The sequence below is a fragment of the Symbiobacterium terraclitae genome (genome assembly GCF_017874315.1).
Classification (GTDB): domain Bacteria; phylum Bacillota; class Sulfobacillia; order Symbiobacteriales; family Symbiobacteriaceae; genus Symbiobacterium; species Symbiobacterium terraclitae.
The window spans coordinates 116,022-138,160 of the sequence record NZ_JAGGLG010000006.1 but is presented as its reverse complement, the minus strand read 5'-3'; the positions used below and the strand labels follow the sequence as shown (position 1 = coordinate 138,160).

General features: G+C 68.6%; 23 protein-coding genes. All 23 read left to right on the top strand.

The features are described 5' to 3' along the window. Window positions 1-69: 69 nt before the first annotated feature. The 23 genes from J2Z79_RS05410 (at window position 70) to J2Z79_RS05300 (ending at window position 22,127) form a co-directional block, all read left to right on the top strand. Window positions 70-1,224, top strand: coding sequence for a M20/M25/M40 family metallo-hydrolase (locus tag J2Z79_RS05410; RefSeq protein ID WP_209465842.1), 1,155 nt, complete (start codon window positions 70-72; stop codon window positions 1,222-1,224). Window positions 1,225-1,283: 59 nt separating this feature from the next. Next, window positions 1,284-2,447 (top strand): DNA-processing protein DprA, encoded by a 1,164-nt coding sequence (gene dprA / locus J2Z79_RS05405; protein ID WP_209465841.1) that lies wholly within the window; start codon window positions 1,284-1,286, stop codon window positions 2,445-2,447. A 58-nt stretch (window positions 2,448-2,505) separates the two neighbouring features. After that, window positions 2,506-4,677, top strand: a complete 2,172-nt coding sequence (gene topA, locus J2Z79_RS05400) for a type I DNA topoisomerase (protein ID WP_209465840.1) — start codon at window positions 2,506-2,508, stop codon at window positions 4,675-4,677. Continuing rightward, a complete protein-coding gene (gene trmFO, locus J2Z79_RS05395) occupies window positions 4,678-6,024 on the top strand; it encodes a methylenetetrahydrofolate--tRNA-(uracil(54)-C(5))-methyltransferase (FADH(2)-oxidizing) TrmFO (RefSeq protein WP_209465839.1) in 1,347 nt (448 codons plus the stop codon). A 288-nt stretch (window positions 6,025-6,312) separates the two neighbouring features. Continuing rightward, window positions 6,313-7,374 (top strand): tyrosine recombinase XerC, encoded by a 1,062-nt coding sequence (xerC, locus tag J2Z79_RS05390; protein WP_209465838.1) that lies wholly within the window; start codon window positions 6,313-6,315, stop codon window positions 7,372-7,374. A 278-nt stretch (window positions 7,375-7,652) separates the two neighbouring features. Then, a complete protein-coding gene (codY, locus tag J2Z79_RS05385; protein ID WP_209465837.1) occupies window positions 7,653-8,408 on the top strand; it encodes a GTP-sensing pleiotropic transcriptional regulator CodY in 756 nt (251 codons plus the stop codon). A gap of 179 nt (window positions 8,409-8,587) precedes the next feature. Beyond that, the gene (locus J2Z79_RS05380; protein ID WP_209465836.1) at window positions 8,588-8,806 is read left to right on the top strand and encodes a flagellar FlbD family protein; all 219 of its coding nucleotides are present in this window, start codon (window positions 8,588-8,590) and stop codon (window positions 8,804-8,806) included. 76 nt (window positions 8,807-8,882) lie between these two features. Further along, a complete protein-coding gene (locus tag J2Z79_RS05375; RefSeq protein ID WP_209465835.1) occupies window positions 8,883-9,533 on the top strand; it encodes a flagellar brake protein in 651 nt (216 codons plus the stop codon). 22 nt (window positions 9,534-9,555) lie between these two features. Next, window positions 9,556-10,992 carry a flagellar assembly protein A gene (locus tag J2Z79_RS05370; protein WP_209465834.1) on the top strand — a complete coding sequence of 479 codons (1,437 nt, stop codon included), beginning with the start codon at window positions 9,556-9,558 and terminating at the stop codon, window positions 10,990-10,992. A gap of 50 nt (window positions 10,993-11,042) precedes the next feature. Further along, the gene (locus tag J2Z79_RS05365; protein ID WP_209465833.1) at window positions 11,043-11,360 is read left to right on the top strand and encodes a hypothetical protein; all 318 of its coding nucleotides are present in this window, start codon (window positions 11,043-11,045) and stop codon (window positions 11,358-11,360) included. An 85-nt stretch (window positions 11,361-11,445) separates the two neighbouring features. Beyond that, on the top strand, window positions 11,446-11,979 hold the full coding sequence (locus tag J2Z79_RS05360; protein WP_209465832.1) for a hypothetical protein: 534 nt from the start codon (window positions 11,446-11,448) through the stop codon (window positions 11,977-11,979). Window positions 11,980-12,071: 92 nt separating this feature from the next. Beyond that, window positions 12,072-12,302, top strand: coding sequence for a MerR family transcriptional regulator (locus J2Z79_RS05355; protein ID WP_209465831.1), 231 nt, complete (start codon window positions 12,072-12,074; stop codon window positions 12,300-12,302). 161 nt (window positions 12,303-12,463) lie between these two features. After that, window positions 12,464-13,243, top strand: coding sequence for a 30S ribosomal protein S2 (gene rpsB, locus J2Z79_RS05350; RefSeq protein ID WP_209465830.1), 780 nt, complete (start codon window positions 12,464-12,466; stop codon window positions 13,241-13,243). 236 nt (window positions 13,244-13,479) lie between these two features. Further along, entirely contained in the window at window positions 13,480-14,394 is a 915-nt protein-coding gene (gene tsf, locus J2Z79_RS05345) for a translation elongation factor Ts (RefSeq protein WP_209465829.1), read from the top strand. Between the two features lie 159 nt (window positions 14,395-14,553). Then, entirely contained in the window at window positions 14,554-15,279 is a 726-nt protein-coding gene (gene pyrH, locus J2Z79_RS05340; protein WP_209465828.1) for a UMP kinase, read from the top strand. Between the two features lie 3 nt (window positions 15,280-15,282). Next, entirely contained in the window at window positions 15,283-15,840 is a 558-nt protein-coding gene (gene frr / locus J2Z79_RS05335) for a ribosome recycling factor (protein ID WP_209465827.1), read from the top strand. A gap of 3 nt (window positions 15,841-15,843) precedes the next feature. Beyond that, window positions 15,844-16,095 carry a hypothetical protein gene (locus J2Z79_RS05330; protein WP_209465826.1) on the top strand — a complete coding sequence of 84 codons (252 nt, stop codon included), beginning with the start codon at window positions 15,844-15,846 and terminating at the stop codon, window positions 16,093-16,095. Between the two features lie 14 nt (window positions 16,096-16,109). Next, on the top strand, window positions 16,110-16,865 hold the full coding sequence (locus J2Z79_RS05325) for an undecaprenyl pyrophosphate synthase (protein WP_209465874.1): 756 nt from the start codon (window positions 16,110-16,112) through the stop codon (window positions 16,863-16,865). 49 nt (window positions 16,866-16,914) lie between these two features. Then, window positions 16,915-17,724 (top strand): phosphatidate cytidylyltransferase, encoded by an 810-nt coding sequence (locus J2Z79_RS05320; protein WP_209465825.1) that lies wholly within the window; start codon window positions 16,915-16,917, stop codon window positions 17,722-17,724. 28 nt (window positions 17,725-17,752) lie between these two features. Continuing rightward, entirely contained in the window at window positions 17,753-18,814 is a 1,062-nt protein-coding gene (gene ytvI / locus J2Z79_RS05315) for a sporulation integral membrane protein YtvI (protein ID WP_209465824.1), read from the top strand. 28 nt (window positions 18,815-18,842) lie between these two features. Further along, window positions 18,843-20,006 carry a 1-deoxy-D-xylulose-5-phosphate reductoisomerase gene (locus J2Z79_RS05310; protein ID WP_209465823.1) on the top strand — a complete coding sequence of 388 codons (1,164 nt, stop codon included), beginning with the start codon at window positions 18,843-18,845 and terminating at the stop codon, window positions 20,004-20,006. Next, window positions 20,003-21,037, top strand: a complete 1,035-nt coding sequence (locus J2Z79_RS05305; protein WP_342589419.1) for a M50 family metallopeptidase — start codon at window positions 20,003-20,005, stop codon at window positions 21,035-21,037. Before J2Z79_RS05310 ends, J2Z79_RS05305 begins: the two co-directional genes overlap by 4 nt. A gap of 67 nt (window positions 21,038-21,104) precedes the next feature. Then, window positions 21,105-22,127: a M50 family metallopeptidase gene (locus J2Z79_RS05300; RefSeq protein WP_209465822.1), complete on the top strand. Its 1,023-nt coding sequence runs from the start codon at window positions 21,105-21,107 to the stop codon at window positions 22,125-22,127. The last annotated feature ends 12 nt before the right edge of the window (window positions 22,128-22,139 follow it).

The window sequence follows — 22,139 nt, the reverse complement described above, 5'->3', positions numbered from 1 at the left end:
GTCACTCTTTCCAACCTTACAACCTTCCGCTATAATCGGAGATTGAACTGCCAAAGGGGGCGACGCCGCATGCACTTCGAGCGCCCTACCGCCCTCCGCATGGTGGCCGGGGCGGAGACCGCACTGCCTGATCTTGTGCAGGAAGTCATCGCAATCTGTCAGATCCCGGCGCCCACCTTCCACGAGGAGCAGCGCGCCGCCTACGTGGCGCGGCGCATGGTAGAGGTAGGGCTGCGAGAGGTCAGCCGCGACGCCGCCGGCAACGTCATCGGCCGCCTGCGGGGGCGGGGCACCGGCCCGAACCTGCTGCTGGCGGCCCATCTGGATACCGTGTTTCCCGTGGAGACGGACGTGACCGTGCGCGTGGACGGCGAGATCCTGCGGGCCCCCGGCGTCGGAGACAACTCGGCCAGCGTGGCGACCATGCTGCACGCCGCCCGGCTGTTGGTGGAGTCGGATGTGAGCCTCACCGGCGACGTGATCTTCGCCGCCACATGCGGCGAGGAGGGGCTGGGCAACCTGGAGGGCATGCGGGCCATCGTGCGGGCCCTACAGGAGGAGATCGACTACGTGATCGCCCTGGACGGCAGCCTGGGCGGGATGGTGCGTGAGGCGGTGGGCAGCCGGCGCTTCCGCCTGGTGGTCACCACCAGCGGCGGCCACTCCTGGGGTGCGTTCGGGGCGCCCAGCGCCATCCACAGCCTCGGCCGGATCATCGCCCGCATCAGCGAGCTGCGCGTTCCTGCGCACCCGAAGACCACCTACAATGTCGGCCTCATCTCCGGTGGCACGTCGGTGAACACGATTGCGGCGCGGGCGGAGGCGGTGCTCGACCTCCGGTCGCTGGACCGGGCGGAGCTGATCCGCCTCGAGGAGCGGGTGCAGCGCATCATCCGGGCGGTGGAGCGGGAGACGGGCGTGAAGGCCTCGCTGGAGCTGCTGGGCGACCGGCCCACGGGGGCGATCCCCGACGAGCACCCGCTCTGCAATCTCGTGCGGGCCGTCCACCGGGAACTCGGCCTGCAGACCCGCACCTACCCCTCGTCCACCGACGGCAACGTCCCGCTCTCGATGGGCATCCCTGCGGTGACGGTGGGGGTCACCCTGGGTGGCAACGGCCATCGGCTTGACGAGTACATCTATACTTCCCCGCTCGCCAGGGGGCTGGCTCAGGTTCTGCTCCTGGTGCTGGGGGTTCAGGAGCTGCCCCTGCGAGCCCGGTAGCGGAGCCACCGGGCTTTTCGCGTGCGGGCAGGCGTGCGGCGGCTGGGAGGGGCCGCCGCATGCGCAGGGCGGCGGCCGGAGAGTCCCGGGGAGCCGCAGTCGTGGGGGTGAGCGCGATGGAACCGGCCCTGGTCTGGTTGATCTACGGGCGCGCCGAGGGCGTCGGCCGGCACCGGCTGGCGGAGCTGATGCGGGCGCACCCCAATCCGGAGGAGGCGTGGCAGCTGGGCGAGGCGGAGCTCGCCGCGGTGAACGGCTTCACGCCGGCCGTCGCCCGGGCGGCGGTGGCGGTGCGCAGGAGCGCCGACGCGCGGCGCGAGGCGGAACGGGACCTGGAGCGGGCCCGGCGGGTCGGACTCCGGGTGCTTTGCTTTGGGACGCCCGGCTACCCGGAGCGGCTGAAGCACATCCCGGAGCCGCCGCCCGTGCTCTACCAGTACGGCCCGTGGGAGCCCAACGCCGAGCCCGACCGCCCGGTGGTCGCCATCGTGGGCACCCGGCGGCCCACCAGCTACGGCCTGGCCGTGGCCGAGCAGCTGGGCCGGGAGCTGGCGCAGCTGGGGGCGGTGGTTGTCAGCGGCATGGCCCGGGGCATCGACACCGCCGCCCACCGGGGCGCGCTCGGCGCGGGCGGAACTTCCGTGGCGGTGCTTGGCGGCGGCGCCGATGTCTGCTATCCTCGTGAATCGGTGGCCATGTACCGGCAGATGCGGGAGTCGGGGGCGGTCTTCTCGGAACAGCCCCCCGGCAGCACCCCGCGCCCCGAGCACTTCCCCGAGCGCAACCGGATCATCAGCGGGCTCAGCCACGCCGTGATCCTGGTGGAGGCGGGCGAGCGGTCGGGCACGCTCATCACCGCACGCCACGCCATCGAGCAGGACCGGGAGCTCTTCATCGTCCCGGGGCCGATCACCAGTCCGCTCTCGCGCGGCCTGTTCCGGTTCGTCCGGGACGGCGCCGGGCTTGCGGTCAGCGGCCGGCAGGTGCTCGAGGACCTGGGCTTCCTGACGCCGCCCGAGGGGCCCCTGCACTTTGCGCCGCGGGGGCTGACCGAGTTGGAACAGCGGGTGCTGGGCTGGATGGGCGACGCCCCGTGGTGGCCGGGCGACCTGGCGGAGACGTGCGGTCTTCCCATCGCGGAGGTACAGGCCTGCCTGACGATGTTGGAGATCCGCAGCGCGATTCGGCGCTTACCTGACGGGCAATACATACGTATTGGATAGGCCACTGGCAGGAGAGACGCGTCCCCGCCGTGGCGTGTCGCACGGAGGTGTGATCTGGGTGCCCAAGAGCCTGATCATCGTAGAGTCCCCGGCCAAGGCCAAGACCATCGAGAAGTTCCTCGGGCGGAAGTACACCGTGAAGGCCTCCATGGGCCACGTGCGCGATCTGCCCAAGAGCCAGCTCGGGGTCGCGGTCGAGGACGGGTTCGAGCCCAAATACATCACGATCCGCGGCAAGGGCGACGTCCTGAAGGAGCTGCGGGACAGCGCCCGGAAGGCGGAGCGCGTCTACCTCGCCACTGACCCTGACCGGGAGGGCGAGGCGATCTCCTGGCACCTTGCGCAGGCGCTGGGCATTCCCACCGACGAGCCCGTGCGCATCGAGTTTCACGAGATCACCAAGGACGCGATCCAGAAGGCGATCCGGCGGCCGCGGCCCATCGACCTCGCCCGGGTCGACGCGCAGCAGGCCCGTCGCGTGCTGGACCGGCTGGTGGGCTACAAGCTGAGCCCGCTGCTCTGGCGCAAGGTGCGGCGCGGCCTCTCCGCCGGTCGGGTGCAGTCGGTGGCCGTGCGGCTGATCGTCGACCGGGAGCGGGAGATTCAGGCCTTCCGCCCCGAGGAGTACTGGACCCTCACGGCCCGGCTGCAGACCGGCGACGGGCAGAGCTTCAGCGCCCGCTATCAGGGCGCTGGCCAGGAGAAGACCGAGCTGAAGAACTGGGAGGAGACGGCCCGGGTGCTGGCCGGCGTGCTGGGGCGCCCGGCCGACAACCTCGTCCCCGGCGAGCCGGTCGACCTCAGCGGCGCGGGCCTCACCCTCGAGGTGCGCTCCGTCAAGCGGCGGGAGAAGAAGCGGAACCCGGCCTTCCCGTTCACCACCTCCAGCCTGCAGCAGGAGGCCTCCCGGAAGCTGGGTTTCACCGTGCGGCGCACGATGGCGGTCGCCCAGCAGCTCTACGAGGGCCTTCCCCTCGGCGAGGCGGGCCACACGGGCCTGGTCACCTACATCCGCACCGACTCCACCCGCGTCGCCGACGAGGCGGCCCGGGCGGCCGCGGCCTTCATCGAGGGGCAGTATGGCCGGGAGTTCCTCCCCGCCAAGCGGAGAGAGGCCGACAGGCGCGCGGGCGAGCAGGGTGCGCATGAGGCCATCCGCCCCACGGACGTGAACCGCACGCCCGAGTCGGTGAAGCCGTACCTGACCCCCGACCAGTACCGGCTCTACAGGCTGATCTGGGAGCGCTTCGTCGCCAGCGAGATGGCGCCTGCGGTGCTCGACACCGTGTCGGTGGACCTGGCGGCCGGCGAGCACCTGTTCCGCGCCACCGGGCAGACCCTGCGCTTCCCCGGCTTCATGAAGGTCTACATCGAGAGCGAGGACGAGGAGACCAACCGGGAGGAGGCCGAGGGGCTTCTGCCGGAGCTGACCGAGGGCCAGCGGGTGGAGCTGCGCCGCCTGGAGCCCAGGCAGCACTTCACCCAGCCGCCGCCCCGGTACTCCGAGGCGATGCTGGTCAAGGCCCTGGAGGAGCGGGGCATCGGGCGGCCCTCCACGTACGCCCCGATCATCCAGACGATCCAGACGCGCGGCTACGTGGTGAAACAGGATAAGCGCTTCCACCCGACCGAGCTGGGCATACTGGTGACCGACATCCTGAAGGAGTACTTCCCCCGGATCATCGACGTGGAGTTCACCGCACACCTGGAGAACGACCTCGACGCCGTGGCGGAGGGCGCAATTCATTGGAGGGATCTGATCCGCCAGTTCTACGAGCCCTTCGAGTCGACGCTGAAAGAGGCGGAGGAGAAGGTGGGCGGGTTCGAGCTGGAGGACGAGGTCTCCGACGTGCCCTGCGAGAAGTGCGGCCGGATGATGGTCGTGAAGTACGGGCGCTTCGGGAAGTTCCTGGCGTGTCCCGGCTTCCCCGAGTGCAAGACGACCAAGCCGATCTTCGAGGAGACCGGGGTGACCTGCCCGAACTGCGGCACCGGCCGCATCGTGGAGCGCAAGGCGAAGAAGGGCGGCCGCCGCTTCTACGGCTGCACCAACTACCCCGACTGCGACTTCGTCTCGTGGGAGAAGCCGGTGAACCGTCCCTGCCCCGAGTGCGGCGCGCCCTACATGGTGGAGAAGCGCACCAAGGAGCTGGGACTCGCCCACGTCTGCAAGACGCCGGACTGCGGCTACGCCGAGCCGGTGGAATCCATGGAAGAGGTGCATGCCTGAGTGAAACAGCCCCATATCACCGTCGTCGGCGCCGGCCTGGCGGGCTCGGAGGCGGCCTGGCAGGCCGCCTCGCGCGGCGTCAGGGTAACGCTGTATGAGATGCGGCCGAAGGTCAGCACCGCGGTGCACCGGACCGGCCTGTTCGCGGAGCTGGTCTGCTCCAACTCGCTCAGGGGGGCCAGCCTGGAGAACGCGGTGGGCCTGCTCAAGGAGGAGATGCGCCGGCTGGGCAGCCTCGTCATGCGGGAGGCGCTGGCCAATGCCGTGCCCGCCGGCGGGGCGCTGGCGGTGGACCGCACCGGGTTCGCCGCCGGCGTCACTGCGGCGCTGGAGCAGCACCCCAACATCACCGTGGTCCGGGAGGAGGTGCGGGAGATCCCGGACGAGGGCGTGGTGGTGGTGGCCTCGGGGCCGCTGACGTCGGAGCCGCTGGCCGCGGCCATCCTGCGCTTTACCGGCGAGAAGGCGCTCTCCTTCTACGATGCCGCCGCGCCGATCGTGAACATCGAAACGGTGAACATGGAGAAGGTCTTCCGCATGAGCCGCTACGGCAAGGGCGAGGGCGACGACTACCTCAACTGCCCGATGACGAAGGAGGAGTACGAGGCCTTCTACCAGGCGCTGCTCTCCGCCGAGAAGGCGATGCCCCACAACCCCGAGGACGAGAGGGTCTGCTTCTTCGAGGGCTGCCTGCCCGTGGAGGAGATCGCCCGCAGGGGGCCCGACGCCCTGCGCTACGGACCGATGAAGCCCGTGGGCCTGATCGACCCGCGCACGGGGCGGCGCCCCTGGGCCGTCGTCCAGCTCCGCCAGGACAACGCCGCCGGAACGCTCTACAACCTGGTGGGCTTCCAGACCAGCCTGAAGTGGGGCGACCAGATCAGGGTCTTCCGCATGATCCCCGGGCTCGAGCAGGCGGAGTTCGAGCGGCTTGGCGTCATCCATCGGAATACGTTCATGAACTCGCCGCGGCTGCTCCATCCTACCGGAGAGTCGCGCACCCGGACCGGCCTCTTCTTCGCCGGCCAGATGACGGGCGTCGAGGGGTACGTGGAGTCGGCGGCCGGCGGCCTGGTGGCCGGGATCAACGCGGCGCGGCGGGCGCTGGGCCAGGAGCCGATCGCCTTCCCGCGGGAGACCGCCATCGGCTCCCTGATGCACTACATCACGCACGCCGATCCGGAGCACTTCCAGCCGATGAACATCGCCTTCGGCCTCATGCCCCCCCTGGAGGGCCCGACGGTCAAGGACCGCCGGGCGCGCAAGCGGATGATCTCCGAGCGGGCGCTGGAGGTCCTGGCCTCCTGGGCTCCGGCGGCTCTCGGGTTGCCCGCGGCGGCCGAGTAGCTCTGTGTGCGCACCCCGGACAGCACTTCATCCTGCGCGCTTTTCGCCTGCCGAGAGGTTGTAACAAAACTGTCATCTGAGTGGAAGACCATGGAAACCCGTCGATTTCTCGTGAAAGTAGAAGCAAGCCGCCATTAAGTGGCGAAAATCGGAGAGCGTAAATTGGCACCGGGTAGAGGTATTTTCTGAATTGTGGCCTTGCCTTCTGGACACACTCTATGCTAGGATAGAGACCGATTGGATAAGCCCCGTAACAAAGTGGCTGGCGGGCAGGGGAGGTGCGCACAGGTGACGGCCGGTCCTGCTGGGGAACACCTCGGTCCGGAGGTCGCTGGCTTTCTCACCCGCCTGTCCGTGGAGAAATCGGCATCCGATCACACCCTGCGCAGCTACCGGCTCGACCTGGAACAGTTCTACGCCTGGCTGGCCAGCGGCGGCACCAGCGTCCCGGTGGTGGGGGGGCGCAGCAGCGGGCGCACTCGCCGGCACGATTTCGCCACCGGCGAGTATGCCGCAGCCCCTGCCGTGGGCCTGCCCGAGTTGCGCGCCGTGACGCACCTGACGATCCGGTCGTACCTCGCCTACCTCCAGTCCCAGGAGTTCAGCCGGCGGACCATCGCGCGCAAGCTGTCGTGCCTGCGCTCCTTCTTCAAGTACCTGCTGAAGTCCGACCTGGTCACCTCCAATCCCGTGGCCGGCGTGCACACCCCGAAGCTGGAGCGGCGGCTCCCCGTCTTCCTGGACGAGGAGGAGGTCGGCGGGCTGCTCTCCCAGCCGGACACGAGCACGCCCCTCGGCCTGCGCGACCGGGCGCTGCTGGAGCTGCTGTACGCCACGGGCCTGCGCGTGAGCGAGCTGGTTGCCCTGAACAGGGGCGACATCGATTACAGCGACGGATGGGTGGTGGTGTACGGAAAGGGGCGGAAGGAGCGGGCCGTACCGGTGGGGAGCGAGGCGCTCCAGGCGCTTGGCGCCTACCTGTCTCGCGCCTGGCCCGAGCTGCGGGCACGGGCCCCGGCGAAGGACCAGGCCCTTCCGGAGGCGCGGCAGCCGCTGTTCCTCAACAAGCTGGGCATGCGGCTCTCCGATCGGTCGGTGCGGCGCCTCCTGGACCGGTACATCGAACAGATGGCGTTGAACCGCCACATCAGCCCGCACAAGCTGCGCCATTCGTTCGCGACCCACATGCTGAACCGCGGTGCGGACCTCCGCGCCCTGCAGGAGATGCTGGGACATGCCAGCCTTTCCACGACTCAGGTCTACACGCACGTCACCACGCAGCGGCTGCGGCAGCAGTACCTGGCGGCGCACCCGCGCCAGCGGCGGACTCAGCCGGGCGGTGATTCCTGACGTGTTGGTCAGTTTGGGCGTCCCAGGCCGTTCTGGCACGTGATGGTTCCCGCGACCTTCACGGCGGCGACCCACATACACCCCTTTTTTGCATTCCTGGCAGCGGAGGCGATTGATTTAGCAGAGAGTTGGGGCATCATTAGCTTTGAGACAGAGTAGTCGGCGCATGACCTAGAACACATGGAGACAGCCGGGGCGGCTGTCAGGAAGGGAAGCGTTTGGCAGGGCCGCACCTAATTGCCATCACATAGGAAGACCGAAATGGAGGCAGATTTTCAATGAAGACACTGCTGGAGAAGACCCGTCGGATCAACCGCCTGCTGCAGAAGAGCGCTGGAACCCAGGTCAACTTCAACGAACTGGCCGGTGTGCTGGCCGATCTGGTGGGGGCCGACGTTTACGTTGCATCGCGCAAGGGCAAGATCCTCGGGCTCGGGCTGACGAGCGGGGAAGTCGAGTCCTATCAGAACGCGACGTTCACCGAGGAGTACAACAACGCCCTGATGAAGGTGGACGAGACGACGCCCAACGCATCCCAGGAGAACCTGACCATCGTCCGCGAGGGCAGCGAGATCCAGATGCGGGGCGGCCTCGTGACCATTGTGCCCGTCAACGGCGGCGGCGAGCGGCTCGGCACCCTCGTGCTCGCCAGGGGCGAGTCGCTGGGTGACGAGGACCTGATCCTGGCCGAGCTGGCGGCCACCGTCGCCGGCGTGGAGATCCTCCGGGCGCACGCGGGCGAGCTGGAGGAGGAGGCCCGCAAGAAGGCCGCCGTGCAGATCGCGCTGGCCACGCTCTCCTACTCCGAGCTGGAGGCCGTGCAGCACATCTTCGACGAGCTGGACGGGAACGAGGGCCTGCTGGTCGCCTCCAAGATCGCCGACCGGGTGGGCATCACCCGCTCCGTCATCGTCAACGCCCTGCGCAAGTTTGAGTCCGCCGGCGTTATTGAGTCCCGGTCGCTCGGCATGAAGGGCACCCACATCAAGGTGCTGAACGACCGCCTGGTGGAGGAACTGCGGAAGCTCCGCTGAAGAAGGCGAACAACCTCACCCCACGCCAAGCTGCGTGGGGTTTTCCTTCGTCCGGCCCGCGCGCAGAAGGGAACTGCGTGGCGGAGAGCGAACTTTTCGCTAGAGCTAGTGTCTGCCTTTGACCATTTGCCCTTGACCATGCTTATCCAGTGAGGCCAAGACCAGAAGGGGGAGGCGCCGTGATCAAGCTCCGGCGATTCAGGGCGAAGGGTGGGGAGTTCGTCGTCAACGCCGACCTGATCGAGACGGTCGAGGCGACCCCGGATACCGTCGTTACGCTGACCACAGGGCACAAGCTGATCGTGGAGGAGTCGGTGGACGAGGTCATCCGCCGAGTGGTCGAGTTCAAGCGTGCCTGCCACACCCCGCTCACCGAAGGCCGGGACCAGGCGGACTAGCTTCCCGGAAGCCCCTCTGCCACCTGCATGCACCCGGGGGCTAGCGGCCACACGCAGACCAAGGAGGATATGGCCCGTGCGATTGCCCACGATCAACCAGCGAGTGACGATCTTCATCCCGCAGGGCCCCTGGAAGGGCCGCTACTCGACGTACATGGAGGCGGTGGATGCGTCGACGATCCGGGTGGCGCACCCGATGTTCGGCTCCGCCCTGGTTCCGCTGATGCCGGGCGACGAGGTGGTCGTCGAGTACCTGGAGGGCGGCGACCGGATCGGCTTCGAGGCCACGGTCGTGCAGCGGGCCAACGACGCCACTCCCGGGTTGATCCTCACCCGGCCCGAGCCCAGCGCCATTCGCAGTCTGCAGCTGCGCGACTTCGTGCGGCTGGACGTCAGCCTGCCCATCGAGTACGTCCTGAGCGGTACGCACCGGGAGGAGGGCGGCAAGGTGCAGCTCAAGCCGGGGCGCCTGATCGATCTGAGCGGCGGCGGCGCGCAGATCGTGACGGAAGAGGAGTTCCCCGTGGGTACGCGCCTCGACCTGGTGATCCACCTGCCCAAGCAGCTGATCCCCGCCGAGGCCGAGGTCGTCCGCCGAGCGACGGACTCGGAGGGGCCGGTGCGGCTCGGGGTGCGCTTCAGCGCCATCGAGGAGCGGGACCGGGAGCAGATCGTGAAGTACATCTTCGCGGAGCAACGCCGTCGTCGCAAGAAGGGTCTGGTGTGAGTCTGTCGGGGAGGGGTGCTCAGTGAGTGACTGGGGCGTGACGCAAGGAACCGACCAGAACGCGCCGCGCGATGGTGAGGTTCAGCTCACGATCGCCCCGGACAACATGACCGTGGAGGCGCGCATCATACCGCCCGAACCGGGCGGCCAGCCGGTCACGGTGGAGCACGTGCTGGCGGCGCTGGCCGCGCACCGGGTAACCTACGGCATTGACCACGAGGCGATCGCGCGCCTGGTGGAGATGGCCGAGAAGGGGCATCCGCAGGTCCGCGCGGGCGTGGTGGTGGCCGAGGGCCGGCGGCCGGTCGACGGCCAGGACGGCGCAATCATCCACCACCCGCTGCTGCAGACGCCCTCGGGCTACCCGCGCCTCACCGAGGACGGCCGGGCCGACTTCTTCAACCTGAACATGGTGCGCAACGTCGCGAAGGACACGGAGCTGGCCCGACGGCAGCCGCCGACCGAGGGCGAGCCCGGCTGTGACGTGTTCGGGCGCACCATCAAGCCGCGCCCCGGCCGGGATGTCCGGTTGCTGGCGGGGCAGGGGACCCGGCTCTCGCCCGACAAGCAGGCCGTGATCGCCCAGGTGGAGGGCCACGCCTCCATCTCCGCCGGCGGGGAGGTGACGGTCTCGCCGGTGTATGTCGTGCCGGGCGACGTGGGCTACGCCACCGGCAATATCGACTTCGTCGGCACCGTGATCGTGCGCGGGGACGTGACGCAGGGGTTCACCGTGAAGGCGGGCCAGAACGTCGAGGTCCACGGCGGGATCATGGGCGGCAGCGTGGAGGCCGGCGGCGACCTGCTGGTGCGCTACGGCATCGTCGGCGGCGGCCGCAGCCAGATCAAGGTCGGCGGCAAGGTGCGCTGCCGGTTCATCGAGTCGGCCGAGGTGGAGGCCGGCGCCGACGTGGTGGTGGCCGACAGCATCCTGGGCTCGCGCGTCTCGGGCGAGCAGGTGATCGTGACCAGCGGCCGGAGCTCCATCGTGGGCGGCCGGATCCGGGCGCTGCGCGAGATCAGCGCGCAGATCATCGGCTCCCCGAGCGGGACGGCAACCGAGCTGCAGGTCGGCGTGCCGCCCGCAGTGCGGGCGGAGCTGGAGCAGATCCGCGAGCGGCTCGCCCAGGTGGAGGAGCGGTTCGGCTACGCCGGCCGCGGCACAGCCTACCCTGAACAGCCCGCCGGTGACCGGAACAGGCCCCGCCCGTCTTCGCAGTTTATCGAGAAGAGCAAGCGGCTGACCGCCGCCGAGCGCGAGCAGCTGGCCGCCCGGGCTGCGGCCCTGCAGGCGCAGTTCACGCCCGTCCCGGGGGCGTGCGTGAAGGCAATCACCGCGGTCTACCCCGGGGTGCGGGTCACGATTGGCGCAGAACGTCACACCGTTGTGGATGAGTCGACCAACAGTTGTTTCGTGATCGGCGAGGACGGCTCGGTGGTGCTCGTGCCGGCCTACTAGCGCCGAGGTGACATGTCGACGCGGAGGTCACCGGTGGGAGGTGTCTGACGATGTCGGTGCGACCGATCGACTCGCTCACGATGCTGCCGCGCCTCACGGAGGCAGGGCGTGCCGTGCAGCAGAACGAGCAGTACCCGCACGCGTTCCAGCAGGTGCTGGGGACGCAGGTCGTGCAGGAGGGAGAGCGGAGCCAGAAGCAGGTGCGGCGCCGCACGGAGGCCGAGAAGCCGACGATCAACCCCGACGCCCAGCAGCGGGGCGGCGCCCAGGCAGGGCCGCGCTCCGGCGGCGAGCGCCGGCAGCGTCAGGCGCCGGCGCCCCGGCAGGAGCAGCCGGCCGGCACGGGCCGCCTCGACGTGAAGGTCTGACGGCATGTACATATCAACCCCGGCATACCCTCGTGGTAGCCGGGGTCGCGTCGCGGATGGCGCCCCGGGCGGGGGAGTGTGCGGGATGAGCGGGGACATGCTGACAGGAGAGCGTTCGGCGTGGGTTCTGCGGGGCGTGGTGGCCGGGGTCGGGGCCGCGGCCGCGGTACTGGCGCTCGCCCTGGGTTACCTGATGCAGGCTGGGCTGGTGGTGACGGTGGAGACGGGCGCCCTCTCGGCGCGGGTGGCGGCCGAGGTCCGGTCGGCCGTTCGCCGGGAGCTGCCCGCCGCCCTGGAGGCTGTGCGCGCCGAGGTGCCGGCGCAGGTGAGCGCGGAGGCCCGACGGCGCCTGAGCGAACTGCGGGTGGAGCTGGGCGGGATGACGTTCGACCTGCCCGAGGTGGCCGAGGTGCAGGTGGAGCAGGCCCTCGACCAGGCGGTGCGGGCCGGGGTGGACGCGGTCGCGGGTGTGGTGGACATGGACGCGCTGGCCGAGCGCATCGCCGAGCGCGCGGCGGCCCTGGCAGAGGAGCGGGTGGCGGAGGTGCTGGAAGGGCAGCGGCTCGAGGTGCGGGTGGCGCCCGGCGTACCGGTTCCCGTGCGCATCCGTGCCCGGTGACGGTTACTCGCGGGTTCGCCCCGGCGTGAACCAGGCGCCGGGGCGTTTCGTATGTAAGGGTGTGAACATGCGCGGCAGAGGGAGGAGCGGGCGTGACAGACTGGCTGACAGAGCGCGAACTGCTGGTCCAGGCCGGAATCAGCGCCGCCGAACTGCGCTGGTTCAGCGAGCGGTTCGCGGCCCAGATGCGCTGCCTGACCGCACCCGGCCCGGGCGGCGAGGCGCGCTACGCGCCGGACACGGTTCTGCTTCTCCGTAACCTGTCGGCGATGGTCGCGCAGGGGGCGACACCGGAACAGATCCGGACGTGGTTTGGACTCTAGCTGCGAAAACCCTTTGCCACTGTCCCCTGATTATGCTAAGATATCGGTTGGTGTGTGACTACACACGTCCGTCGACCACAGCGGCGATGCTGCCTCAGGGCAGTTCCGGTGCGGGATGAGGCGGGCGGAGGCTCCAAAATCAGCGGAGGTGAATGTTACCCGTGTCTGTGATTTCCATGAAGCAGCTCCTCGAGGCGGGTGTCCACTTCGGTCACCAGACCCGCCGGTGGAACCCGAAGATGAAGGAGTACATCTTCACCGAGCGGAACGGCATCTACATCATCGATCTGCAGAAGACCGTCCGCATGGTCGACGCCGCTTACAACGCGGTGCGGCAGATGGCCGCCGACGGCGGGAAGATCCTCTTCATCGGCACCAAGAAGCAGGCGCAGGATGCGGTGCGGGAAGAGGCCGAGCGCTGCGGCATGTTCTACGTCAACCAGCGCTGGCTGGGCGGCATGCTGACCAACTTCGAGACCATCAAGAAGCGCATCAACCGCCTGATCGAGCTCGAGGAGATCGAGGGCACCGAGTACTGGACCAAGCTGACCAAGAAGGAGCAGGCCCAGCTGCAGCACGAGCGGGAGAAGCTCGAGAAGTACCTCGGTGGCATCAAGGGCATGAAGAGCCTGCCCGACATGGCCTTCGTGATCGACCCCCGCAAGGAGCGCATCGCGGTGGCCGAGCTGCGGAAGCTGCGGATCCCGATCGTCGCGATCGTCGACACCAATTGTGACCCTGACGAGATCGACCATATCATCCCGGGCAACGATGACGCCATCCGTGCGGTCAAGCTGCTCACCAGCAAGATTGCCGACGCCGTCATCGAGGGCCGCCAGGGTGTGGACGCTTCCGCCACGGTCGACGAGGTTGAGGAGGCGGCTGCGGACGCCGAGCCGGCCGAGGAGTTCGAGGCCGGCGTGGACGTGGAGGCGGAGTAGCTGCAGTTGAGCATGAGCGGGGCGGACTCGAGGAAGCCTATCCCACGAGACGGGATTGACGCCTTGGTCGCCCCGCCTTTCTATAGGAATACGGATCCCCTGCGCCAGGCGGGGGGCATGCCGGGGGAGAGTGGACGGCACGCCGCGTCCCCCGGTCCGTTATGACCGTGCGGACCAAAAACTGGTATCCAATGTCCCGGAAGGTGGAATCCTAACCAACAGGGGGTAGTTTGCACATGGCCGAGATTACCGCAAAAATGGTCGCTGACCTGCGGGCCCGCACCGGAGCCGGCATGATGGACTGCAAGAAGGCGCTGATCGCCACCGACGGCGACTTCGACAAGGCGATTGACTACCTGCGGGAGAAGGGGCTGGCCACCGCTGTCAAGAAGGCCGGCCGTGTCGCTGCTGACGGCCGCGTCTACGCGATCGTGGAGGAGGGCGACCGGCACGGCGTGCTGGTCGAGGTCAACTGCGAGACCGACTTCGTGGCCAAGGGCGAGCAGTTCATCGACCTGTGCAACCACGTGGCCCAGCTGGTGCTGAAGACCAAGCCGGCGAACATGGAGGCGCTGCAGGAGGCCCTGGGCGACACCGTCAAGGAGGCCGTCGCCCGCATCGGCGAGAACATCCAGGTGCGCCGCTTCGCCCGGTACGAGGCCCCGGAGGCGGGCCGCGTTCACGCCTACATCCACGGCGATGGCCGGGTCGGCGTGCTGATCGAGCTGGCGACCGCGAGCAAGGCCGTGGCGGACCATCCCGAGGTGAAGAACCTCTGCCACGAGCTGGCGCTGCAGATCGCCTCGATGAAGGCCCGCTACGTGGCGCCGGCCGACGTGCCGGCCGCCGAGATCGAGCACGAGAAGGAGATCCTGAAGGCCCAGGCCGTCAACGAGGGCAAGAAGCCTGAGATCGCCGAGAAGATGGTGGCGGGCCGGATCCAGAAGTACTACAAGGAGGTCTGCCTGCTCGAGCAGGAGTGGGTGAAGGACTCCAGCAAGACCGTCGGCGCCCTGGTGAAGGAGGTCGCCGCCACCGCAGGCGGCGAGATCACCGTCAAGCAGTTCGTCCGCTACGAGAAGGGCGAGGGCATCGAGAAGAAGCAGGACGACTTCCAGGACGAGGTCATGCGTCAGGCCGGTCTGAAGTAAGAGCATGTCGGGGGGCGGGAGGCGTTTGCACCTCCCGCCCTCATGGCCGAATCGGCCGCTTCCGGGAATCGCGGTATTTGCTGGAGGAAACGCTTTGGAAGACGTAGAAACGATTGAACATCGGCCGTGTGCGGCCGACGGGGAACTGGAGGCCTGAGCATGCAGACACCGAAGTACCGCAGGGTCGTGCTGAAGCTCAGCGGTGAGGCGCTGGCCGGGCAGAACGGTTTCGGCCTGGATCCGCAGGTGCTCACCACCATCGCCCGCCAGATCAAGGCGGTCCACGCCATGGGGGTGCAGATCGCCATCGTCGTGGGCGCCGGCAACTTCTGGCGCGGCCGCCTGGGCCAGCAGATGGGCATGGACCGCGCCTCGGCAGACTACATGGGGATGCTGGCCACGGTGATGAACGCCCTGGCGCTGCAGGACGCCATCGAGAAGCAGGACGTGGACACCCGGGTGATGTCTGCCGTGGAGATGCGCCAGGTGGCCGAACCCTTCATCCGCCGCCGCGCCATCCGGCACCTGGAGAAGGGGCGGGTGGTCATCTTCGCCGCCGGCACGGGCAACCCGTACTTCACCACCGACACCACCGCCGCACTCCGGGCCGCCGAGATCGAGGCCGAGGCCATTCTCATGGGCAAGCAGGGCGTCGAGGGCGTGTACGACTCCGACCCGCGGGTCAACAGGCATGCGGTGAAGTACGGCGAAGTAACGTATCAGGAGGTCCTGGCCAAGAACCTCCAGGTGATGGACGCCACGGCCACCGCGCTGTGCATGGACAACCAGATCCCGATCGTCGTCTTTGACATGATGGGGCCCGACTACGTCGTCAAGGTCGTCCTCGGCGAGGACGTGGGTCAAACCTATGTCAGGGGGGTATAACCGGTGACCAAGGAGATCATCAAGGATGCAGAGGAGCGCATGAAGAAAGCGGTTGATGTCTTCCGCCAGGACCTGGCCGGCATGCGGGCCGGGCGGGCCACGCCGGCATTGCTGGACAAGGTCCGCGTTGACGCATACGGCTCCCCGGTTCCGGTGAACAACGTCGCCACGATCGAGGTGCCCGACCCCCGCACGCTGGTGATCAAGCCCTGGGACCGCTCCCTGATCAAGGCGATCGAGAAGGCGATCAACACCTCGGATCTGGGGCTCAACCCCAATAACGACGGCACGGTGATCCGCCTCTCCATCCCGCCGATGACCGAGGAGCGGCGCAAGGAGATGGTCAAGGTCGTCCACAAGCGCACCGAGGAGCAGCGGGTGGCCATCCGCAACATCCGGCGCGACGCGAACGACCAGATCAAGAAGATGGAGAAGGACAAGACGATCTCCGAGGATGAGTCCAAGCGCGCACAGGACGAGGTGCAGAAGCTGACGGACAAGTACATCAAGGAGAGCGAGCAGATCATGGCCGCCAAAGAGAAGGAGATCATGGAGGTCTGACCTGTGCATGGCGGTTCATGGCGGTGGGATCTTGTCGGACTCCCCTGGGCTGAGGCGGAGCCGATCCTGATCGACCGCGGCCTTGCCTATACCTGGAAGGTTACCGCTCCTCCCAGCCGCCCTGTGGGGGTCGGGGAACTGAGGGTCGTCGCCCAGCGCGAGACGCCCGAGGGCCTGACCCTCGTGCTGGCGCACCGGGAGTATGCGCGCCGGGAGCAGGCGCCGGGGCAGGGAGGTTGTGGAGAGGCGTGCTAGACGACTTGCGCAGAATGGTTCGGCGGGAGCGGGAGGCCTCCCCCGGTGTGGGGCCGGGGCCGGAGCCGAAGGCGGAGGGGCCCCGCCACGTTGCCATCATCATGGACGGCAACGGACGGTGGGCGGTGCAGCGCGGCCTTCCCCGCACCGCCGGACACCGCGCCGGGGTCGAGGCCCTGCGCGGCGTGGTGAAGGCAGCCCCCGAACTGGGCATCAAGGTCCTTACCTGCTACGCGTTCTCCACGGAAAACTGGAAGCGGCCCAAGGACGAGGTCGATACCCTCATGAGCCTGCTGCTGGAGTACTGCAGGCTGGAGGCCACGACCCTGCACAAGAACGGCGTGCGCATCAACGCGATCGGCCGTATCCACGAGCTGCCTCCGGCGCAGCAGCGGGAGATCGAGCGGGCGGTGAACCTGACGCGGGGCAACGACCGGCTCATCCTGAACCTGGCCGTGAACTACGGCGGCCAGGCGGAGCTGGTGGATGCCTTCCGCAGCCTTGCTGCCGAGGTTCAGGCCGGCCGGCTGGACCCCGACCGCATCGACGCGGCCGCGGTGGCCAGCCACCTGTACACGGCCGGGCTTCCGGACCCCGACCTGGTGATCCGGACGGCCGGTGAGATGCGCCTATCGAACTTCCTGCTGTGGCAGGCGGCGTATGCCGAGATCTGGGTGACGGACGTGTACTGGCCCGACTTCACGCGGGAGCACCTGGAACAGGCTCTGCGGGAGTTCGCCCGCCGCGAGCGCCGCTTCGGCGCCGTCTGAACAGGGGCGGCCCCCGGCCAGCCGCAGCTCTAGTAAAGCAGGTGACGCTGTGCTCGTTCGCATTCTGACGGGCCTGGTGGGTATACCGGTGTTCCTGGGCCTGCTTTTTCTCGGGCGGTGGCCCCTCCTCGCGCTGGTCACGGGGATGGGCCTTGTTGCCTTCTACGAGTATTCGCGCCTGGGGCGGGCCATGGGCTTCAACCCCTCGCTGCCCCTGGGCGGCGCAGCCGTGCTCGCCCTCCTGCTCACGGCGGGGCTGATGCCGCCCGACGGCCTCTACCTGGGGGCGGTCCTCGCCCTCTCCGCCATGGTGATCCTCTCCCGGTCGCTCTTCCGGCCGGAGTCGTTTTCCGTCGTCGACGCGCTGATGACCCTGGCCGGCGTGCTCTACGTGGGGCTCTTCAGCCACCTCCTGCTGCTGCGCAGGCTCGGCGGCGGGAGCGGCTGGGATGTGGGCCTGGCGTGGGTGGGCCTCGCCTTCCTCTGCACCTGGGGCGCCGACACCATGGCCTACTTTGTGGGGATCTCGCTGGGCCGGCACAAGCTGGCGCCGAAGATATCGCCGCAGAAGTCCGTGGAAGGGCTGCTGGGCGGCGTGGCCGGCGCGGCGGCGGTGGGCCTGCTCCTCGCGCCGACCGTTGGCGTTCTCCACTGGCACGGGGCGCTCCTCGGGGTCGCCATCGCCCTGGTGGCGACGCTGGGCGACCTGACGGAGTCGGCGCTGAAGCGTGCCGCGGGCGTGAAGGACTCGGGCAGGCTGCTTCCGGGACACGGGGGCGTGCTGGACCGGTTTGACAGTAGCCTGTTTGTCCTGCCGTTCGTCTACTATATAGCGACACTGATATTCGGGCTCTCGTGAGCCTTCGCTGGTGCCGGAGGTGGAGCGGTTGGACCGGACCTGGCTCTTTTCGGTGCTCGGCCTCACTGGTTTCCTGCTCATCTCCTGGGCGCTCCTGACCTACGGGCTGCCCGTGGTGTTCCCGTTCGTGCTGGCCCTGCTGGTCGCCGAACTGATGGAGCCCCCGGTCCGCTGGCTCGTGCGCCGGGCCCGCCTGCCCCGGTCGCTGGCGGTGGCCCTGGTCCTGCTGATCGTGGTGGGCGCCCTGGGCGGGCTGCTCACCGTGGGCATCGCCTACCTGGTGGGCGAGATCCGCACGCTGATCAGCAACCTCCCGTACCTCTACACGGCGGGCCTCGACCTCTCGGGGCAGCTGCTCGCCAAGCTGGAGGAGCTGGTCGGCAACCTGCCGGAGACGGTGCAGCAGCAGATCAACGTCAATCTCGCCAAGCTCCAGTCCCACCTGGGTACTTATCTGGAGGGCCTGGCCGGCAAGCTGGGCATCGTGACCAGCGTCCCCGGCTTCCTGATTAACGTGGTCATCACGCTGGTGGCTACGTTCTTCATGGCCCGGGACCGCTCCCAGATCGGCGCGTTCCTGCTCTCGCTCTTCCCCGTCGGCTGGCGCGACCAGATCCGGCAGGTGAAGACCGAGGTCTGGAACAACGCCATCGGTTGGGCGAAGGCACAGGCGCTGCTGATCACGATCACGGCCGTGGTCTCGATGATCGGCCTCGCCATCATCGGCGCGCGATACGTGGTGCTGGGCGGACTGCTCATCGGCCTGGCGGACGTCCTGCCGATCATCGGCCCCGGCGCCGTCTTCGTGCCCTGGGCGCTCTACTCCGCCTTCACCGGCAACCTCTGGCTGGCCGTGAAGCTGCTGATCGTCTACGCCATCGTCAGCGCCAGCAGGCAGATGCTGGAGTCGAAGGTGGTGGGCGACCGGGTGGGCCTGCACCCGCTGGCGGTGCTGCTGGCCATCTACCTGGGCATCAAGTTCTTCGGCGCCCTCGGCGTGCTCTTCGGGCCGCTGATCACGATCCTGCTGAAGGCGATGATCACCTCGGGGCTGCTGCCGATCTTCCCCGACGAAAGCCGCAAGCGTTGATACCTGCAAGCGAAGGAGTACTGGTTTCATGAAGAAAGCCATCGCCATCCTCGGGTCCACCGGCTCCATCGGCACCCAGGCGCTCGACGTGATCGCCCACCTCCCGGACCGCTTCCGGGTGGTGGCCCTGGCGGCCGGGAGGCAGGTGGACCTGTTGGCGGATCAGGCCTGTCGCCACCGCCCGAAGCTGCTCGCGGTGGCCACCGAGGAGCTGGCCGGCGAGCTGCGCCGGCGGCTGCAGGCCCTGGCGCCCGAGTACCGTCCGGAGATCGCCTGGGGCGACGGCGGGCTGGAGCGGGTGGCGACACACCCCGAGAGCGAGCTGGTGCTCACCTCCGTGGTGGGTGCCCTCGGCGTGCGCCCGACCCTGGCGGCCATCCAGGCCGGCAAGGACATCGCGCTGGCCAACAAGGAGACGCTGGTGGCCGCCGGTGAGCTGGTGATGGCCGCGGCGCGGGCCCGCGGGGTGCGGATCATCCCGGTGGACTCGGAGCACTCCGCCATCTTCCAGTCCCTTGGCGGCGCGGACCCCTCCCGGGTGCGGCGGATCCTGCTCACAGCCTCCGGCGGTCCGTTCCGGGGCTGGAAGGACCTCTCGGGCGTGACGCGTGAGGCTGCCCTGCGCCACCCGCGCTGGAACATGGGGGCCAAGGTCACCATCGACAGCGCCACGCTGATGAACAAGGCGCTGGAGATGATCGAGGCCTACTGGCTCTTCGGTGTGGACATGGCGCACATCGAGGTGGTGGTCCATCCCCAGTCGATCCTGCACTCGGCGGTGGAGTTCTGCGACGGCAGCATCATCGCCCAGCTGGGTCCGACGGACATGCGGCTGCCCATCCAGTACGCCCTCTGCTACCCGGAGCGGTGCGAGGGCGTCACCGAGCCGCTGGATCTGGCGGCCCTGGGCAGCCTGACCTTCGAGCGCCCGGACGTGGAGACCTTCCCTTCCTTGAACTACGCGCGACAGGCCATTACAATGGGGGGGACGATGCCGGCGGTGCTCAACGCTGCCAACGAGGTCGCGGTGGAGCGGTTCCTCGCCGGCGAGATTCCGTTTACGGGGATCTTCAAGTTGGTTTCCGGGGTGATGGGGCGCCATGAGGTGGTCCACCAGCCCGATCTGGAGGCGATTTTCGCCGCGGACCGGTGGGCCCGGGCGGTGGCGCGGCAACAGGTGGTGAGTGCGTGACCCTGATCGACTGGCTGTGGGCAATCCCGGTCTTCGGGTTGATGATCTTCATGCACGAGCTTGGCCACTTCGCCGTGGCCAAGTTCTTCGGCATCCGCGTGCACGAGTTTGCGCTGGGCTTCGGCCCGAGCGTCCTGGGCTTCGACCGGGGCGAGACCCGGTACAGCCTGCGCGCGATCCCGTTGGGGGGATTCGTGCGCATGGCCGGCATGGACGCGTCCGAGCAGGACGACCCGGCCGGGTTCAACAGCAAGCCGATCCACGCGCGGGCGCTGACGATCTTTGCCGGCCCCTTCATGAACTTCCTGCTGGCCTCCATCCTGCTCTCGGTCTTCGTCTGGGTGCAGGGCGAGCCCCTGCAGGAGCCGATCATCGGCCAGATCGTCACGGACTGCGAGGGGCAGCCGTGCCCGGCGAAGGTCGGCGGCCTGCAGCCCGGCGACCGGGTGCTGGCGATCGGCGGCAAGCCGGTGGGGACCTGGCGGGACATTCCGACCTATGTGGCCGAGACCGGCGGCCAGCCCGTGGAGATCCGGGTGGAGCGCGGCGGGCAGCAGCTCAACCTTGTGCTGACCCCGGTGCAGGTGGGAGACGACTACCTCATCGGGATCCGGCAGGCGTTCCGGCGCGGCTCCTTCTGGAAGGCGCTGGCCCAGGGCCCGTCGATCACCTACGGGTACTCGAAGGCCTGGGTAGTCTCGCTGATCGACGTCGTGGTCGGTCGGGCGCCGATGGAGCTGTCGGGGCCGGTGGGCATCACCCGGGAGATCGCGACCCAGGCATCGGCCGGGGTGACCAACCTGCTCTGGCTGACGGCCTTCCTCTCGATCAACCTCGGCCTCTTCAACCTGCTGCCGATCCCGGCGCTGGACGGCTCGCACCTGCTCTTCATGGCGGTGGAGGCGATCCGCGGCCGTAAGCTGGACCCCGAGCGGGTCAACATGGTGCACTTCTTCGGCTTCCTGCTGCTGATGGGGCTGATCCTGGTGGTCACCTACGGCGACCTCCGGTCTGCGATTCTGGGGCGGTGACCGCCACGCCGTCTGCGGACGGCGCCGGGTGGCGGGCCCCGGCTGTGCGGAGACAGGTGGTGAGCGCATGACCCTGGCGCACTGGTTGTGGGCGGTCCCGGTCTTCGGGCTCATGATCTTCGTCCACGAACTCGGCCACTTCGCCGCGGCCAAGTTCTTCGGCATCCGCGTGCACGAGTTCGCCCTGGGCTTCGGCCCCAGCGTGCTCCGCTTCGCCAAGGGCGGGACGCGCTACAGTCTGCGGGCGGTTCCGCTGGGCGGCTTCGTCCGCATGGCGGGCATGGATCCCGACGAGCCCGAGGATCCGGCAGGCTTCAGCAACAAGCCGGTCTACGCCCGGGCGCTGACCATCCTGGCCGGCCCCCTCATGAACTTCCTGCTGGCCTCCCTGCTGCTCTCCGCTTTCGCTTACGCCAGGTGGGCGGAGGCGCCGGTCATCGGCCAGACCCTCGCGGAGTGCGGGGGGCAGCCCTGTCCCGTTGCCGTCGCCGGGCTGCAGCCGGGTGACCTGGTACTGGAAATCGATGGCGAGCCGGTCGGCGCCTGGTCGGAGGTCCGGCTTCGCGTGGCCGGCTCGGGCGGCGCACCGCTGGAAGTCCGGCTGGCGCGGGACGGCAGGCAGTTCAGCGCGGTGCTGACCCCGGTGCAGGTGGAGGGGGAGTACGTCCTCGGGATTCGGCAGGCGACCCCTTCCGTGTGGAGAGCCCTGGCCTGGGGCCCCGCGATGACCTGCCGGTATGCCGGGACCTGGATCGGCTGGCTGGTCGACACCGTGACCGGGCGGCAGCCGGTGGAGCTGTACGGCCCGGTGGGCATGACGCGTGCGATCGCCACGGAAGCCTCAGCCGGCGTGACCAACCTGCTGGCGCTGACCGCGGCCCTCTCCATCAACCTGGGGCTGTTCAACCTGCTGCCGATCCCGGCGCTGGACGGCGCGCATCTGCTGTTCATGGCAGTGGAGGCGGTCCGGGGCCGCAGGCTGGACCCGGAGTTCGTCGGCATGGCGCACTTCTTCGGGCTCCTGCTGCTGGTGGGGCTCACGCTGGTCGTGACCTACGGCGACCTGCGGGCCGCAATTCTTGGGAGCTGAGTCCGTACGGTT